Source organism: Microbacterium sp., from assembly GCF_047606685.1.
Lineage (GTDB): Bacteria > Actinomycetota > Actinomycetes > Actinomycetales > Microbacteriaceae > Microbacterium.
Genome location: NZ_JASGEC010000102.1, coordinates 17,358 through 32,480 on the forward strand (window position 1 = coordinate 17,358; position 15,123 = coordinate 32,480).

The 15,123-nt window shown below is 67.6% G+C and carries 11 protein-coding genes; 10 read left to right on the forward strand and 1 reads right to left on the reverse strand.

What is annotated here, in order from left to right; translation table 11 throughout:
• Positions 1-45: 45 nt before the first annotated feature.
• The 5 genes from QM611_RS12290 to QM611_RS12310 are packed head-to-tail and all read left to right on the forward strand — an operon-like array spanning position 46 to position 7,194.
• Positions 46-2,460, forward strand: a complete 2,415-nt coding sequence (locus QM611_RS12290) for a CDP-glycerol glycerophosphotransferase family protein (protein WP_415080205.1) — start codon at positions 46-48, stop codon at positions 2,458-2,460.
• The gene (locus QM611_RS12295) at positions 2,457-3,671 is read left to right on the forward strand and encodes a polysaccharide pyruvyl transferase family protein (RefSeq protein WP_415080207.1); all 1,215 of its coding nucleotides are present in this window, start codon (positions 2,457-2,459) and stop codon (positions 3,669-3,671) included. The genes QM611_RS12290 and QM611_RS12295 overlap by 4 nt, the downstream gene beginning before the upstream one ends.
• Positions 3,668-4,780, forward strand: coding sequence for a CDP-glycerol glycerophosphotransferase family protein (locus QM611_RS12300; protein WP_415080208.1), 1,113 nt, complete (start codon positions 3,668-3,670; stop codon positions 4,778-4,780). The genes QM611_RS12295 and QM611_RS12300 overlap by 4 nt, the downstream gene beginning before the upstream one ends.
• A gap of 35 nt (positions 4,781-4,815) precedes the next feature.
• Positions 4,816-6,474: a CDP-glycerol glycerophosphotransferase family protein gene (locus tag QM611_RS12305; RefSeq protein WP_415080209.1), complete on the forward strand. Its 1,659-nt coding sequence runs from the start codon at positions 4,816-4,818 to the stop codon at positions 6,472-6,474.
• Positions 6,475-6,480: 6 nt separating this feature from the next.
• A complete protein-coding gene (locus QM611_RS12310) occupies positions 6,481-7,194 on the forward strand; it encodes an IspD/TarI family cytidylyltransferase (protein WP_415080210.1) in 714 nt (237 codons plus the stop codon).
• Positions 7,195-7,209: 15 nt separating this feature from the next.
• Here QM611_RS12310 and QM611_RS12315 read toward each other — a convergent pair whose 3' ends face one another.
• A complete protein-coding gene (locus tag QM611_RS12315; protein ID WP_415080211.1) occupies positions 7,210-8,598 on the reverse strand; it encodes an SDR family NAD(P)-dependent oxidoreductase in 1,389 nt (462 codons plus the stop codon).
• Between the two features lie 130 nt (positions 8,599-8,728).
• On the opposite strand from QM611_RS12315, the gene QM611_RS12320 reads away from it, so the two are divergent.
• The 5 genes from QM611_RS12320 (at position 8,729) to QM611_RS12340 (ending at position 15,093) form a co-directional block, all read left to right on the forward strand.
• Positions 8,729-10,900, forward strand: coding sequence for an acyltransferase family protein (locus QM611_RS12320; RefSeq protein ID WP_415080212.1), 2,172 nt, complete (start codon positions 8,729-8,731; stop codon positions 10,898-10,900).
• Positions 10,901-11,046: 146 nt separating this feature from the next.
• Positions 11,047-11,994: a LicD family protein gene (locus QM611_RS12325; RefSeq protein WP_415080213.1), complete on the forward strand. Its 948-nt coding sequence runs from the start codon at positions 11,047-11,049 to the stop codon at positions 11,992-11,994.
• Positions 11,991-13,292, forward strand: coding sequence for a polysaccharide pyruvyl transferase family protein (locus QM611_RS12330; protein ID WP_415080214.1), 1,302 nt, complete (start codon positions 11,991-11,993; stop codon positions 13,290-13,292). Before QM611_RS12325 ends, QM611_RS12330 begins: the two co-directional genes overlap by 4 nt.
• Before the next feature lie 18 nt (positions 13,293-13,310).
• Positions 13,311-14,021 (forward strand): IspD/TarI family cytidylyltransferase, encoded by a 711-nt coding sequence (locus QM611_RS12335; protein WP_415080215.1) that lies wholly within the window; start codon positions 13,311-13,313, stop codon positions 14,019-14,021.
• 4 nt (positions 14,022-14,025) lie between these two features.
• Positions 14,026-15,093, forward strand: coding sequence for an NAD-dependent epimerase/dehydratase family protein (locus tag QM611_RS12340; RefSeq protein ID WP_415080216.1), 1,068 nt, complete (start codon positions 14,026-14,028; stop codon positions 15,091-15,093).
• Positions 15,094-15,123 lie beyond the last annotated feature (30 nt).

Genomic DNA, 15,123 nt, shown 5'->3' on the forward strand with positions numbered 1-15,123 from the left:
CGGCTAGAATCGCGGGTCGAACCCTCCCTCCGCAGAAAGCCCCCCATGCGACGCCTCCGCTCGTTCCTCCGCCAGAGCGCGTTCTTGCAGAAGTGGCGCTTCGCGGGCTACATCCTGCTCTACGCGCTCGCGCGGCGCGTGGCGCCGGTGCGCGCCGGCCGCACCGTGTTCCTCTCCGACTCGCGCGAGGACTTCTCCGGCAACTTCGCCTTCCTCCGCGACGAGCTGCGCCGGCAGGATGCCACGGCCGAGGCGATCGGCGTGTTCAAGCCGCGGCTGCGCGCCCGGCGCTCGCTGCGCGATCTCGTGCGGCTGCCGTGGCTGCTCGCCTCGGCGCAGACGATCGTGGTCGACGACTTCTACCCGCTCGTGTACCCGCTGCACATCCGGGCCGAGACGCGGCTCGTCCAGGTCTGGCACGCCGCGGGCGCGTTCAAGCGCGTCGGGTGGAGCCGCGTCGGGCGGCCCGGCGGGCCGGTCCCCGGATCGCCCCTGCACCGCAACTACACGGACGCCACCGTCAGCGCCGACGGCGTGCGCGCCGACTACGCGGAGGCGTTCGGCATCGACATCGCTCGCGTGCACGCGCTCGGCGTGCCCCGCACCGACGCGTTCTTCGACACGGCCGCGGTCGCCGCGGCGAGCGCCGCGGTGCGCGCCCGGCACGGCATCCCCGCCGACCGCCGGATCGCGCTGTACGCCCCGACCTTCCGCGGCGAGGGGCAGCTCGACGCGCGCTTCGACCACGACAGCGTCGACTGGGCGGCGGTGGCTGCCCGACTCGGCGACGACTGGACGCTGCTGGTGAAGATGCATCCCTTCGTCGCGCCGCTCGACGTCGCGGGGCGGGGCCTTCGCACCGTGATCGATGTGACCCGCGACCGCGAGATCACCGAGCTGCTGATGGCGGCCGACGTGCTGGTGACCGACTACTCGTCGGCGATCTTCGAGTTCGCGCTGCTGCGCCGGCCGATCGTGTTCTTCTGCCCCGACCTCGAGGAGTACACCGCAGACCGCGACTTCTACCACCCGTTCTCGGACTACGTGATCGGCCCGCTCGTGCGCGACGACGCGGAGCTCGCCGACGCGATCCGCACCGCCGGCGTCGACCCGCGCCACGCGGCCTTCCTGGAGCGCTTCATGAGCGCGTGCGACGGCGGTTCGAGCGAGCGCATCGTGCGCGAGGTGCTGCTGACCACCCGCCGCGCCGACCCGACGCGCGCGGTGGTCGCCGAGAACACCGTCGCGCCGGGGGGCAGCACCCCGGCGCCGACCCGCGCATCCCGTGCGATGCCGCTGCGGCTGCTGGTCGTCGCCATCGCGCGCGTCGTGCTGGCCGCGGTGTACGCGCCGCTGAAGCTGTTGCCCGTGCAGCGCAAGGTCGTCATGATCAGCCGCGAGCATCCCACCGTCCCGGAGGACTTCGCGGCGCTGCGCGACGCGATCGCGCGACGCGACGCGGGCGTGCGCGTCGTGATGCTGGTGCGCATGGTGCCGCCCGGCTACCTGGCCAAGGTCGGCTACATGGCCCACATGCTGAGGCAGCTGTACCACGTGGCGACGGCGCGCGTGCTGGTCATCGACACGTACGCGATCGTCGCCAGCGTGCTGCGCCACCGCGAGACACTCACCGTCATGCAGATCTGGCACGCGCTGGGGGCTTTCAAGAAGTTCGGGCTCAGCATCCTCGACCAGGCGGAGGGCCGCGACGCCCGACTGGCGAAGGCGACACGCATGCACCAGGGCTACGACCTTGTGCTGGCCAGCGGCCAGGAGTGCCGGCCGGCCTTCGCGGAGGCCTTCGGAACGCCCCTGGAGAAAGTCGTCGTGGCCCCCTTGCCGCGCGTCGACCGCCTGCGCGACCCGGATGCCGCCGCGGCGACACGGGCGCGCATCCTCGACGCTCACCCGCACCTGCGCGACCGCGCCGTCGCCGTGTTCGCGCCCACCTTCCGCCTCGACGGCGGTGTGACCGTCGACGTGCCGGCGCTCAGCTCCGCGCTGGCCGCCGCCGGCATGCACCTCGTGGTGAAGCTGCACCCGCTGATGGCGGGGCAGTTCGGCCTCGACGTCGACACCGCCCCCGGCTTCTCGACGCAGGAGCTGCTCCACGTCGCGGACGCGTTCGTCACCGACTACTCCTCCACCCTCTACGAAGCGGCCCTGGTCGGCGTGCCCACGTACTTCATCGCGCCCGACCTCGACGACTACCTCGCCTCGCGCGACTTCTACCTCGACTACCACCGCGACCTGCCGGGCCCGATCGCCCGCACGGTGGACGAGCTGGCCGCGGCGGTCGCCAGCGGCGAGGCGAGCAAAGAGCGATCTGCGGCCTTCGCCCGCCGCTGGGTGCAGGTTCCCGGCGACCCTCCGCCCGCAGCGGCGAGCACGCCATGCGCCGACCACATCGCCGAGATCGTCGTCGATGCACTCGGCGGCACTACACTGACCCAGGCATGAAGAGAACGATAGGGGTCGTTGGCCTGCTCACCAACGAGAACGTGGGCGACTACCTCCTGGTCGAGGCCTCGAAGCACTTGCTGCGCACGCACGACCCCGACACGGTTCTCGTCGACATCGACGCGGATCCGAGCGGGGCGAGCATCAGCTCCCGACTGCACCGCCTGTGCTTCCGGGCGGCGCGGGTGATGAAGGCGTTCGAGCGGCCCGTCCTGTCGGTGCTGCGCGGCCAGCGGGCGGCCTACCACTACAACTACCTGTACTGGAGGGCCAAGCTCGGCGTGCGCTTCACCGAGCAGCTGGGGGACCTCGACGCGATCGTCTTCACCGGCGGTGGATTCATCAAGTTCAAGACTCAGGGCTTGAACTATGTCGACGAGATCATCTTGAAGGCCGCCCGCAAGCGCAACATCCCCGTCATGATGAACGCGGTCGGCGTCGAGGGCTACAGCCGGACCGACATCCGGTGCCAACGGCTGAAGAAGGCACTCAACTCCGACAACGTGAGAGTCATCACCACGCGCGACGACATCGACACCCTCAACGAGCGCTACATCACGAACGCGCGCATCGTGACCGAGCGCGTCGGCGACCCGGTGTTCTGGCTCGCGGAGATGGATGTCGTCGACCGTGCCGCCGCGCGCGGCGCCGAGCCACGCGGCAACCGAATCGGCATCAACCTCATCAACCCGCGCAACTTCTCGGTGTACGGCGGAGACGTCTCACAAGACGCCGTGACGAACTTCTACCGCAACCTCATCACCGAGCTGCGGCGGCTCGACGCCGACTTCTTCCTCTTCTCCAACGGCATGACCGTCGACCAGGAGTTCGGCCAGTCCCTGGTCTCGAGCATGAACCTGCGCAGCGAGCAGCTCAAGCCCAGGCCCACGACGTCGGCAGCGTTCGTGAACCTCGTGGCCGGCTTCGACATCATCCTGAGCGCGCGCATGCACGCCGGGATCACCGCCTACGCGATCGACGTGCCGGTGGTGGGGCTCATCTGGGGAGAAAAGCTCCAGTTCCTGACCGAGATCACGGGCCTGCGCGACAGGTACTTCGATGAGCACGAGCTCGACTTCCGACGGATCGCGCGCCTGCTCGTGAGCAACGACCTGCCGGCGCCCGACCACGCGCTGCGCGCCGAGCTGCGCGAGCGCACCCGACGCCAGCTCTCCGCGTTCGTGGAGAGCGTGCCTGCGAGGAAGACATGATCGACAAACTGATCGAGGGACGACTGCTCACCGTGATCGTCGGCAGCGTGTTCCGTCTCGTCGAGGTCTTCGTCCGCGCCATCCACCTCGGCGTGCGCGGCCTGGCAGCGCTCGTGCAAAACGCTCTCACCTCGCCGATCGACGCGTGGATGTCGGTTTTCGGAAAGCGCATGGTGGCCAGGAGAGTCGCGGTGGACGGCTCCTCGATCGTGATCATCGAGCAGGACGGCGAGTACGCCGGCGACCCCAAGTACGTCGCCGAAGAGCTCCTGCGCCGCGCAGCGCCCTACCGGATCACCTGGGTGCTGCGCCCGCAATCGGTCGGCCCCTACCCGCGGGAGTTCCATTTCGTCAGGTACGGCACCGCCGACTACGTCCGGGCTGTCGCCGCCGCCAAGGTCGTCGTCCACAGCGGGCGCTGCCTGCAGCAGAGCGGGGTCGTGAACAGATCCGGCCAGCACTGGCTGCACACCGGTCCCGGGCTCACGCTCGGCCACCCGCGAAACGACATCCTCTTCCACACCTCGCCCGAGGCCGCGGGCGAGCTGCGGAAGAAGGCGCTCGACCGCCTCGGCATCGCCGACACGGGGCAGAGGCTCGCGCTGTTCACCCCCGCGCGCGGTGACGGCGCCCGCGGCGCGCCGCTCAGCGGCATCGACTTCATCCGCCTGCGCGCGGCGCTTTCGGAGCGCTTCGGCGGAACGTGGGACATCCTGATCCGCGTCCACGGCAGCGGCACGGCGCCGTCCGACCTGTCGCTGGCCGGGCTCCCCGCGTACTGCCACAACGCGTCGTCCTACCCGGACGTGCAGGAGCTGCTCGTCCTCGCCGACGCGGGCATCGCCGATCGCTCCCGGTGGCTGTGCGACTACCTCCTCACGGGCAAGCCGGCCTTCGTGTTCTGCGCGCAGCGCGACCAGGCTCGGGGCTGTGACGAACACCTGCCGCTCGCGACCTCGAACGACGAGCTGCTCGCCCAGATCGCAGGCTTCGACCCCGAGGCCCACCGGCACCGGATCGAGCAGTTCCTGAAGGCCCGAGGCAGCGGCGACGACGGCTCCGCCGCGCGACGGGTCGTGGACAGGATCGAGGAGCTGATGGCCCGCTGAGCGGGCCGCGGACCGGCCTGAAATATACTGCACTCGTGTCCGCAGACGATCCCCTCGCGCGCGGCCACGTGCTCGAAGCGACCGGGTTCTCGTGGGAGCGCGTCCACCTGACGATTCGGCTGCGCCTTTCGCCTGGTCCCGACTCAGCGGATCGGCCCGACGTGTCGTTCGTGTTCACCGACGGCGGCCGCGTGTTCGACGTCCCGTGCGCGGACGAAGGCGGCGGCTCGTTCGCCATCCGGGTCAATGTCACGACGTTCGCGGATCGCGCGGCCATCCCCGACGGAACGTGGCGCGTTCAGGCGCGCCTCGATCAAGAGCCCGGCCCGACGGCGTCGTGCCACGGCGGCGCCCTCGAAGACCTCGACCGCGCATCTCGCGTCTTCCTCTACGACGGCAATCGCTCGGCCCTGACGGTCTCGTTCGGCGTCGAGGAGAGTAGCGAGGATGCCTCGCGCCTCGACCTTCTCGTCCACACGTACCATTTGCGCCGTTCGCCGCCTCCGCGGAAGGCTGCCTCGGTCCCCGCGCGGATCACGGCGGCGCTTGCCGGCACGAACGCGAAGCGGAGGTACGCGCGCGCGGTCTACCGTCTCGTTGCCCGCTTCGTCGGGCCCCGGCCCGGGCGGATCCTCTTCGCCTCCGACCAGCAGTCGTCGATGGAGGGCAACCTTCTGCGTGTCCACGAGCGCATGCTCGAGCGCGGCCTCGACAGGCAGTTGGACCTGCGCTACGCCATCCGCCGCGCGGGCACGGCGGGATGGCTCACGAGCACGCGCTTCATCTGCCTCATGGCCACCAGCGAGGTCATCCTGATCGACGACTACTTCGGACTGCTCGATGTCGTCACCATCGACCGGCGCACGCGCGTCATCCAGCTATGGCACGCCGGCAGCGGGTTCAAGTCGGTGGGCTACAGCCGCTTCGGCATCGCCGACTCGCCTCACCTCGACCAGCCGCACCGACAGTACTCGGCCGCGATCAGCGGCTCCGAGCACCTGCGCCACGTCTACGCGGAAGCGTTCGGCATCGAGGAGAGCGCCGTGGTCCCGACCGGGCTGCCGCGGCTGGACTGGTTCCTCGACGAGGCGCGCACAGCGGCGTTCACGGAGGCGTTTTACGCGCAGCATCCGCACCTGCGCGACAAGCGCGTGATCCTGTTCGCGCCGACGTTCCGGGGCAGCTCGCACAGCGCGGCGTTCTACGACTACGGCCTCATCGACCTCGACGCCCTCTACCGGGCGTGCCCACCCGACACCGTGGTGCTGTTCCGGATGCACCACTTCGTGAAAGACCCCCTCCGGATCCCGGAGAAGTACCGCGACCGCTTCTTCGACTTCACCCGGTTCCCTGACGGCCTGGGCCTGCTGCACGTCACCGACCTGTTGATCACCGACTACTCGTCGATCATCTACGAGTTCGCGCTGCTCGACCGGCCGATGCTGTTCTTCGCGCCCGACAAGACGACCTACGCGGCAACGCGCGGCTTCCACCGCGACTACGACGAGACAGCCCCTGGCCGCGTCTGCGAGACTTTCGACGAGGTCGTCCAGGCCATCCGGGAGAACGAGTTCGGGCAAGACAAGCTCGCTCGTTTCCGGGCGGAGAACTTCGACCGCGTCGACACGGGCGCCGCTGATCGCGTGATCGACTGGCTCGTCCTCGGCGAGCGGCATACCAGCGATGGAGAGTGAACAGCGATGAACATCGGAGTGATCTTCGCGGGCGGCATCGGATCTCGGATGTCGTCCGCCAACCTGCCCAAGCAGTTCCTCGAAATCCACGGAACGCCCCTGATCGTGCACACCATCCAACACTTCCAGGACCACCCGGAGATCGACCGCGTCGTCGTCGCGATCCACCCGGACTGGCGGGACCGGTTCGCGCACCTGGTCGCCCGGTTCGAGCTCACCAAGGTGAACTGGATCGTCGATGGCGGCGCAACCGGCCAGGAGTCGAGGCACCGGGCCCTGCGGGCCGTGGCGAATGACTGCCCCGAAGACGCGGTGGTCCTCATCCACGATGGCGTGCGGCCGCTGATCGACGCGCAACTCATCTCCGACAACATCCGGACGGTGCGCGAGCTCGGCTCGGCGATCACATGCACCAAGGGCAACGAGACGATCGTCTCCTCGTCGGGCCGGCACATCGACGAAGTGCTCCCGCGCGACTTCCTCTACGTCGCCCAGGCCCCGCAGAGTCTGCGCCTGGGCACCGCGCTGGACATCTACAACCGTGCCGTGGCGGAGGGCGAGCACGACTCCATCGACACCGCCACCCTGCTGCGGCGCTATGGCCACGAGCTGTTCCGCGTGGACGGGCCGCGCTCGAACATCAAGATCACCACCGCGGAGGACTACTACATCTGCCGAGCGTTCTTCGACGTGATCGAGCGCAATCAGATCGGCGGGTGACGGCGCAGCGCCGGTTCAGCGCTTCCGCATCCGCTCGACCTGCACGGTGACCACCTGGCCGGTGAGGTCGCTGACGAGGACCTGAAGGCTGACTGACGCGACATCATTCGGATCCAGAAGCGTGTCCTCGGGCTCCTCGCCGAACGCGCTTCTGCGCATCGGAGTGCGGGTGCGCTGCGGATTGATGCAGTTGATGCGCACCCCGTCGGGCGCCCACTCCTCCGACAGCGCCTGGGTCAGGTTGACGATGGCGGCTTTGCTCGCCGAGTAGACCCCGTAGTTGGCGCGGCCGCGGGTGTGGGAGCTGGACGTGAACAGCAGCAGCTGACCGCCCGAGCGCATCAAGTACTTGTGCGCGGCACGGGAGACGATCACCGGCGCCACGAAGTTCGTCTCGATGCTCGCCTCGATCTCCTCCACCCCGGCCTTGGTCAGCGGGCCCATCTGCAGCATGCCCGCCGACATCACGACGAAGTCGATCCGTCCCGACCTCTCGTGGGCGAGCTTGAGCGCCTTCTTCACGTGCTTGTGGGAGCGAACATCGGTGCCGGTGCTGGAACGGCTGAACTCGTGCACCTCGGCGCCTGCCCGCGTCGCGAGGTCGACGATGCTCTTGCCGATGCCGTAGCTGCCACCGAAGACGACGACCACCTTGTCGCGAAGGTCGGGAAGCTCGTCGATGGCCGACAGGCTCTCGGACTGCATTTGGAAGAGCTTGTCGGCGATGTGCACGTCGATCGGCTCGGTGATCTTCATGTTCTCGGCGGAGCCCTCGACGACGTAGATCGGGACGTCCGGGAGGTAGGTGAACACCACACCGCAGTCGTCAGTCGCGCGGAACGCCTTGTCGGTCTCCGCCCGCCGGTAGGCCTCACGGATCGTGCCGAGCCGGAACGCCTGCGGAGTCTGGCCCCGGCGCAGCGTGGAGCGATCCGGGATGTTCGTGATGTGCGAGGCGGCATCGATCTCGATGATCGTGTCCGCCGACGGAATCGCCACATCCACGGCTTCGTAGTCGTCCAAGGCATCGACGCAATCCTCGAGAATGCGCTCGCTGACGAAGGGCCGCACGGCGTCGTGGAGGATCACCTTGGTGTCCGGATCGTCGCCGAGAACGGCCAGTGCCGCCTGCGTGGAGTCGTTGCGGCTGACTCCCCCGGGGATGATCCGGGTCAGCTTCGGGAAGCGCTCCGGGTCTTTGAGCGAGTCGAGCTCGCGCAGCGACCCGGCGTTCATCACGATCACGATCTCATCGATCACCGGGCTCGCGTTGGCAACTTCGAGGGTGTGCTCGACGATCGCCTTGCCCGCGATCTTGATGAGCTGCTTCGGGATGCCGAGCCCGACGCGAACGCCGATGCCGCCGGCCAGGATGACGGCGACGGTGCGGGTCGACGGGGGCATCGATGATTCCTTGCGGTGTGACGTCGAGAGCTTCGACACATCCTACGGCGTGTGGCGATGGCCGCACGCGGCCCGTCCGCGGGCCCCGGGCGGCGAGCGGTGACAGAATCGTCTGATACCCTCTCCCCCCGTGGCGCCGTCCGAGTGTGACCGCCCCCGAGCGGATTCGCAAGGCCCTCAGAAACCGCTGACGAGTTCGGGCTTCCGACCGGACATCCAGGGTCTCCGAGCGGTCGCCGTCGGCATGGTCCTGCTCTACCACGCGAACTGGTCGTTGTTCGGCGGCGGGTTCGCCGGCGTCGACATCTTCTTCGTGATCTCCGGGTTCCTGATCACGGGGATCCTCCTTCGGCAGGCCCAGCGCACCGGGCGCATCCGGCTCGGCGACTTCTACGCGAAGCGCGCTCGGCGCATTCTGCCCGCGGCGACGGTCGTCTTGCTCACCACCCTCGGGCTCACGGTGCTCGTCCTCCCGCAGGTGCGGTGGGGTTCGATCGGCGTCGAGGCGTTCGCCTCCGCCCTGTATTTCGTGAACTGGGTGCTCGCCGCCAACACCGACTATCTGGACGCCGAGGTCGCCGCCAGCCCGTTGCAGCACTTCTGGACGCTGGCGGTCGAAGAGCAGTTCTACATCTTCTGGCCCCTGGTCCTGGTGGCGCTGCTGGCCTGGCTTCGAGCGCGCAAGAGCACGGTGGCCGATCATGGCCGAAGCGCCGCGCGCGCAGCGCGGGCCGGCGTGCTCTTGATCCTCGTGCCGTCGCTGCTGTACTCCGTCTTCCTCACGGCCGTCGAGCCCGAGACCGCCTACTTCGTCACGACGACGAGGCTGTGGGAGCTCGCGATCGGGGCGGCCCTCGCGGTCTTCGCGACCCACGTCACCCGCATCCCCGACTGGCTGGGCCACACCCTCGGTTGGGCAGGTCTTGTCGCGATCATCGCCGCGGCGCTGCTGTTCTCCAGTGCCACGGCGTTCCCCGGCTACGCGGCGCTTCTGCCGACCCTGGGAGCCGCTGCAATCATCGCCGCGGGCATGAACGGCCGCGCCGAGACCGGTGTCGGGCGGTTGCTCACGGTGAAGCCGATGCGGTGGATCGGCGACATCTCGTACTCGCTCTACCTGTGGCACTGGCCGCTCATCGTCATCGGCACGTTTCTCCTCGGCGGCGAGCTGCCCGTCCAGTACGGACTGCTCATCGTCGCGCTCTCCGTGCTCCCGGCGTGGCTGAGCTACACGTTCGTCGAGAATCCGTTCCGCTCCGGGAAGCGGCTGACTCAGTCCGCGCGCCGCTCGCTGCTGGCCGGGGCGGGCCTGGTGGCGACAACAGCTGTCTGCGCGTGTGTCGTCTCCCTCGCGCCACGAAGCATGAATCCGCAGTACCAGGCCAGCGCCGACGACAGAATCGGGGCCGAAGCGCTGACCGACGACTTCGCCAACGACGACCTGTCGACCTTCACGGATGCCGGAAAGCCCGTCGACGTCGTCGCAGGAGGGTTCACGCCCACCGCCATCGACGCGCGCGACGACAACACGGTCGTCTACGATCTCGGCTGCAATCGCACCAGCCGCTCGCCGACTCCGAAAATCAAGGGCTGCGTCTTCGGCGACCCGGACAGCGACGTGAGCATCGTGCTGATCGGCGACTCGCACGCCGCCAACTGGGCGCCGCCGTTCATCGCGCTTGCGCAGCAGCACGGCTGGAAGCTCAGGATCACCAGCAAGGCCTCGTGCGGCTTCTCCAGCGCGAGCCAGGCCGATCGCGACGGCAACGAGTACCCCTCGTGCGACCAGTGGAGCGCCACGAGCTTCGATCAGATCCTCGAGGAGCACCCCGACCTGGTGGTCACCGCCAACAGGCACACGCGAGCCGCGTACCAGGAGGGAGTCTCCGGCGCGCAGACGCAGCTCTTGTTCGCCGAGGGCCTGCACGACAACCTGCAGCGGTTGAACCAGGCAGGCATCCCGACGCTGGTGATGAACACGACACCGGAGATGAACAGCGACGTCCCGGAGTGCATCTCTGCGAACCAGGGCCACTTGACCGCGTGCGCGACTGCGCGCGAAGACGCGCTCGGCTGGGGCGAGGCCTACGTGCGACGCGCCGTGAACGGGCTGGCGGACACGGCCGTGATCGACATGAACAACTGGATCTGCCCGGATGCCGAGGCGTGCGCCCCTGTCGTCGGGCACGTCGTGGTGTGGCGAGACGCCCACCACTTCACCGAGACGTACGCGAGAACGCTCACCCAGCCCCTTGAGGCCAAGCTGCGGCAGTCGGACCTGATCCGCCGCGCGCTGTGGTGAGCCCGGCCACACAGCCAAGGGACAGTTCGGTCCCGGGTATGATGTTGCGACGGTTGCACGCCGCGACACCTCGGTCGCACCTCCGTCACAGACGGCCGCCGATGGCCCGGGATGAACGAAAAGCGACCAAGGAGACAAGCACGCGAATGCGGGACTACGACCACAGCGACCTCAAGGACCTCGCATCCGACGCAGAGCACAAGGCAGCCATGCTCGAAGTGCTGCTCGCGTTCGACAAGTTCTGCGACGAGCACAACCTCACCTACTACCTCTCCGGAGGCACCCTTCTGGGAGCGATCAGGCACAAGGGGTTCATCCCGTGGGACGACGACATCGACGTCAACATGCCCAGGCCCGACTGTGAAAGGCTCATGGAGCTGTCCGGCGGGCGCATCGGCGACTACGAGTTCATGCCTCCGAACTCGTCGTCCCGGTACTTCGCCTACCACTGGAAGCTGTACTCCTCGTCGATTCTCATCGCCAAGCGCAGGCAAGGCGGAGTCGGCGACAAGGTCTACCCGATCTTCCTCGACATCTTTCCGATCGACGGCCTGCCCGACACGGAAGAGGAGAACATCGAGCACTACGCGGAGATCCGGCGCCGGAAGAACCGCGTCAGCCTCGCACGCAACGCGCGCCGGTACCGCGGCTCGAACCCCTACCGGAAGCTTCGCAACCGGGCCGCGCGGTTCGTCTACCGCCTTCAGGGCGTGGACCCGCTGTTCGACAAGGTCACCGAGCACGCGAAGTCGAGGAAGTTCGAGGATTCCGAGTACGTCGGCGTGATGATGACCAACGTGCACACGACGGAAGAACGCGTCGTCAAGTCCGAGTACGCCCCCGTGGTGCGCATGGAGTTCGAGGGCCACCTGCTGTCGTGCCCCGCGGGATACGACACCTACCTCCGCCAGTTGTACGGGCCCAATTACATGAACTGGCTGCCCGTGCACAAGCGAGTTCCGCGCCACGACTTCGTCACCTTCATCCCCTACGGGCCCGGAGAGAAGCCGCGGGCGCTCGACGAGCAGCCGGAGGACGGCGACCGCGACCTGACGGCGACCGACGACGACGACATGCAAGACGAGATGGCGTGACCGACACCGACAACCGGGAGACGAAAACAGTGAAGATCGCCATCTGCGGGTTGGTGAAGAGCGAGAACCTCGGCGAGATGTTCATCGCCCGAAGCCTGGAGTATTTGATCTCGGAAGGTCTCGAGCAGGCGCAGCCAGGCATCGAGATCGAGTACGTGGAGGTCGACCTGCTCGGCCGAAACGACACGATCTTCGAGATACCCGATGCCCGCGAGCGGCGCCTGCGCAACTACTACCAGTACAGCGAGAAGGGCCGCCGCACCGAGAAGCTGTTCCTCGACCTGCAGCGCTGGGGCCGCAAGGCCAAGAGCAAAGCGGTGCAGAACCTCATCAGCAGGACCCGGCACCTGATCTGGAAGTTCGGCCGCAACTATCGCAAGCGACTGGCGAGCTATTTCGAGCTGAAGCTCGAAGGCGTCGACTACATCGTGATCGACGGCGCCGGCCTCCTCGAGTACAGCTACAACGAGTACCACTGGTCGCTCCTGCTCATCAGCGAGTACGCGGAGCGGCACGGACTCCAGGTCGTCTACAACGCCATCGGCCGAGCCGGCGCCTTCGACGAACGGGACTTCGGCAGCACCATCCTCAAGCGGGCGATCCGCTCCTCGGCCGTCGCCTACGTGTCCGCCAGGGACAACGTCGCCGAGGTGCAAGCCTGCGCCGGGCCCCGGCACAAGGTCAAGCTGCTCGCCGACTCTGCGTTCTGGATGAAAGAGGCCTACCAGGTCGACACCGGCATCGAGCGGAAGAAGATCGGCATCGGCCTCATCCGCGGCAACTCGCTGCAAGGCTACGGCGTCGACTTCGGCTCCAAGCAGTGGGTCGCCCTCTTCGCCGGCATCGCGACCGTCCTCCAGGATCGCGGCTACGAGTTCGAGTTCTTCACGAACGGGCTGCCCGGCGACATCGCGCTGGGCAAGAAGGTGCTGAGAAAGCTTGGGCTGCCCGACTCCTCCCTCGTCGACCGGCCCGTCGACGACACCGTCCTGGTCGACACGATCAATGGCTACAAGGCCATCATCACGTGCCGGATGCACTCGTCCATCGCGGCGTTCACGATGGGCGTGCCGTCCGTCATCCTCTCCTGGAACGACAAGGTCGAGAAGCTGATGGAGATCATCGGCTACCCTGAACGCGCCATCCGGCAGAAGGACTTCCGTCCCGAGCACATCGTCGACGCCATGGAGAAGGCCCAGGCGGAGGGAATCGACGACGAACTGCTCTCGGCGATGAAGGACAAGGCGAAAGAGAGCGTCAGCGACTATCTCGGCCTTATTCTCCGCGCACGACACTGAACCACCAGGAGCTTCACCATGATCACAGCACTGTTGACGGCGGCGGGCACCGGTTCGCGGATGAAGCAGGACATCCCGAAGCAGTTCATGCACGTGAAGAACAAGCCGCTGATCGTGTACACCCTGGAGGCGTTCCAAAACCACCCCTCCATCGACGCGATCGTGGTGGTCACCCTTCCGTCCTGGATCGACGTCGTGTCGGCCTACTCGAGGCAGTACGGCATCACGAAGCTGCAGGCGATCGTGCCCGGCGGAGCGACTGGCCAGGAGTCGATCCACAACGGCCTCGTCAAGATCAGGGAAGACGGCGCCGCCGACGACGACATCGTGATGATCCACGATGGCAATCGGTGCCTGGTCTCGTCGGAGATCATCTCCGACAGCGTCGCGGAGTTCAAGGCCAACGGCAGTGCTGTCGCCGCGATCCCCTGCGTGGAGGCGGTGTTCCGCAGTAACGACAACGGCATCTCGTCCACCGTGTCGATTCCCCGCGAGCAGTTGTTCCGCACGCAGACACCGCACTCGTACACGCTGGGCAAGCTCATGTGGGCTCACGAGGAGGCGAAGGCCCGAGGCATCGGCGACACGGCGGCATCGTGCGTGCTCATGCACGAGCTCGGCGAGACGGTCTACTTCTCGGCAGGCTCGGAAGAGAATCTGAAGATCACCACGATGGACGATCTCTACATCTTCGAGGCCATTCTCGACGCGCGGAACTCCGCGGGCTGAGCCGATGACCGCCAGCGCCTCCTACTGGGACGACCTGCGCGTGGCATGCGAGAGCATTCCCGACGCGCGCGACCTCTTCCGCACGCGCATCCTCGTGACCGGCGCGACGGGGATGATCTGCTCGTGCGTCGTCGACATCCTGCTCCGCATGAACCGCGAGCAGGGCGCGGGCATCACGGTCTTCGTCGCGGGCCGCAGCGCGCAGGACGCGGCCGACCGGTTCCGCGGCTTCACCGAGGAGGACGGGCTCGTCTTCGTGCCCTACGACGCCACGTCGAGCGACGACGTCGCGCTCGCGTCGAGCGTCGACTACATCATCCACGGCGCCAGCAACGCGAACCCCGCGCTCTACATGCAGCAGCCCGTCGGCACGATGCTCGCGAACCTCCTCGGGCTGTCGAGAATGTTCGACCTGGCGCGCGCGAAGTCGGCCCGGCGAGTCCTCTACATCTCGTCGAGCGAGGTCTACGGGCGCAAGGAGGGGACGCATCCGTACTCCGAGAACGACTACGGGTACCTCGACATCCTGAACCGGCGCGCGGGCTACCCCTCGTCCAAGCGCGCCGGCGAATCGCTGTGCGTGGCGTACGGGATGGAGTACGGCATCGACTCGGTGATCGTGCGGCCGGGGCATATCTACGGCCCCTCCATCCGCGCCTCGGACAATCGCGTGTCGGCGGAGATCACGCGGCGAGCCCTCGCCGGCGAAGACATCATCCTCAAGAGCAAGGGCGACCAGCTCCGGTCGTACTGCTACTCGCTGGATTGCGCGTCGGCCATCCTCACGGTGCTTCTTCGTGGCGAGCCGGCAGGCGCCTACAACATCTCGAACCCGCACGCGATCTGCACGATCCGCGAGCTCGCCGAAGCCGTCGCGAAGGCTGCGGGCGTGGCGGTCCGCTACGACATTCCGGCAGGCGCCGCATCGGGCGCCCACAACCTGATGGAGAACTCCTCCCTCGCCTCCGACAAGCTGGAGGCACTCGGGTGGACGCCGGCCTTCGACCTCGAGCGCGGCGTCACCCGGATGCTGGCGGTGCTGAAGGAGTCCTCGAGCCCGTTCTCGCTCTAGTTCTGGGAGGTCGCCCGCGCGCTTCTGGCA

Coding starts and splice junctions, on each gene's coding strand:
- QM611_RS12310 (WP_415080210.1), top strand. CDS start 6,481: ATGAACATCGGAGTGATCTTCGCGGGCGGCATCGGATCTCGGATGTCG.
- QM611_RS12335 (WP_415080215.1), top strand. CDS start 13,311: ATGATCACAGCACTGTTGACGGCGGCGGGCACCGGTTCGCGGATGAAG.
- QM611_RS12325 (WP_415080213.1), top strand. CDS start 11,047: ATGCGGGACTACGACCACAGCGACCTCAAGGACCTCGCATCCGACGCA.
- QM611_RS12300 (WP_415080208.1), top strand. CDS start 3,668: ATGATCGACAAACTGATCGAGGGACGACTGCTCACCGTGATCGTCGGC.
- QM611_RS12340 (WP_415080216.1), top strand. CDS start 14,026: ATGACCGCCAGCGCCTCCTACTGGGACGACCTGCGCGTGGCATGCGAG.
- QM611_RS12315 (WP_415080211.1), bottom strand. CDS start 8,598: ATGCCCCCGTCGACCCGCACCGTCGCCGTCATCCTGGCCGGCGGCATC.
- QM611_RS12295 (WP_415080207.1), top strand. CDS start 2,457: ATGAAGAGAACGATAGGGGTCGTTGGCCTGCTCACCAACGAGAACGTG.
- QM611_RS12290 (WP_415080205.1), top strand. CDS start 46: ATGCGACGCCTCCGCTCGTTCCTCCGCCAGAGCGCGTTCTTGCAGAAG.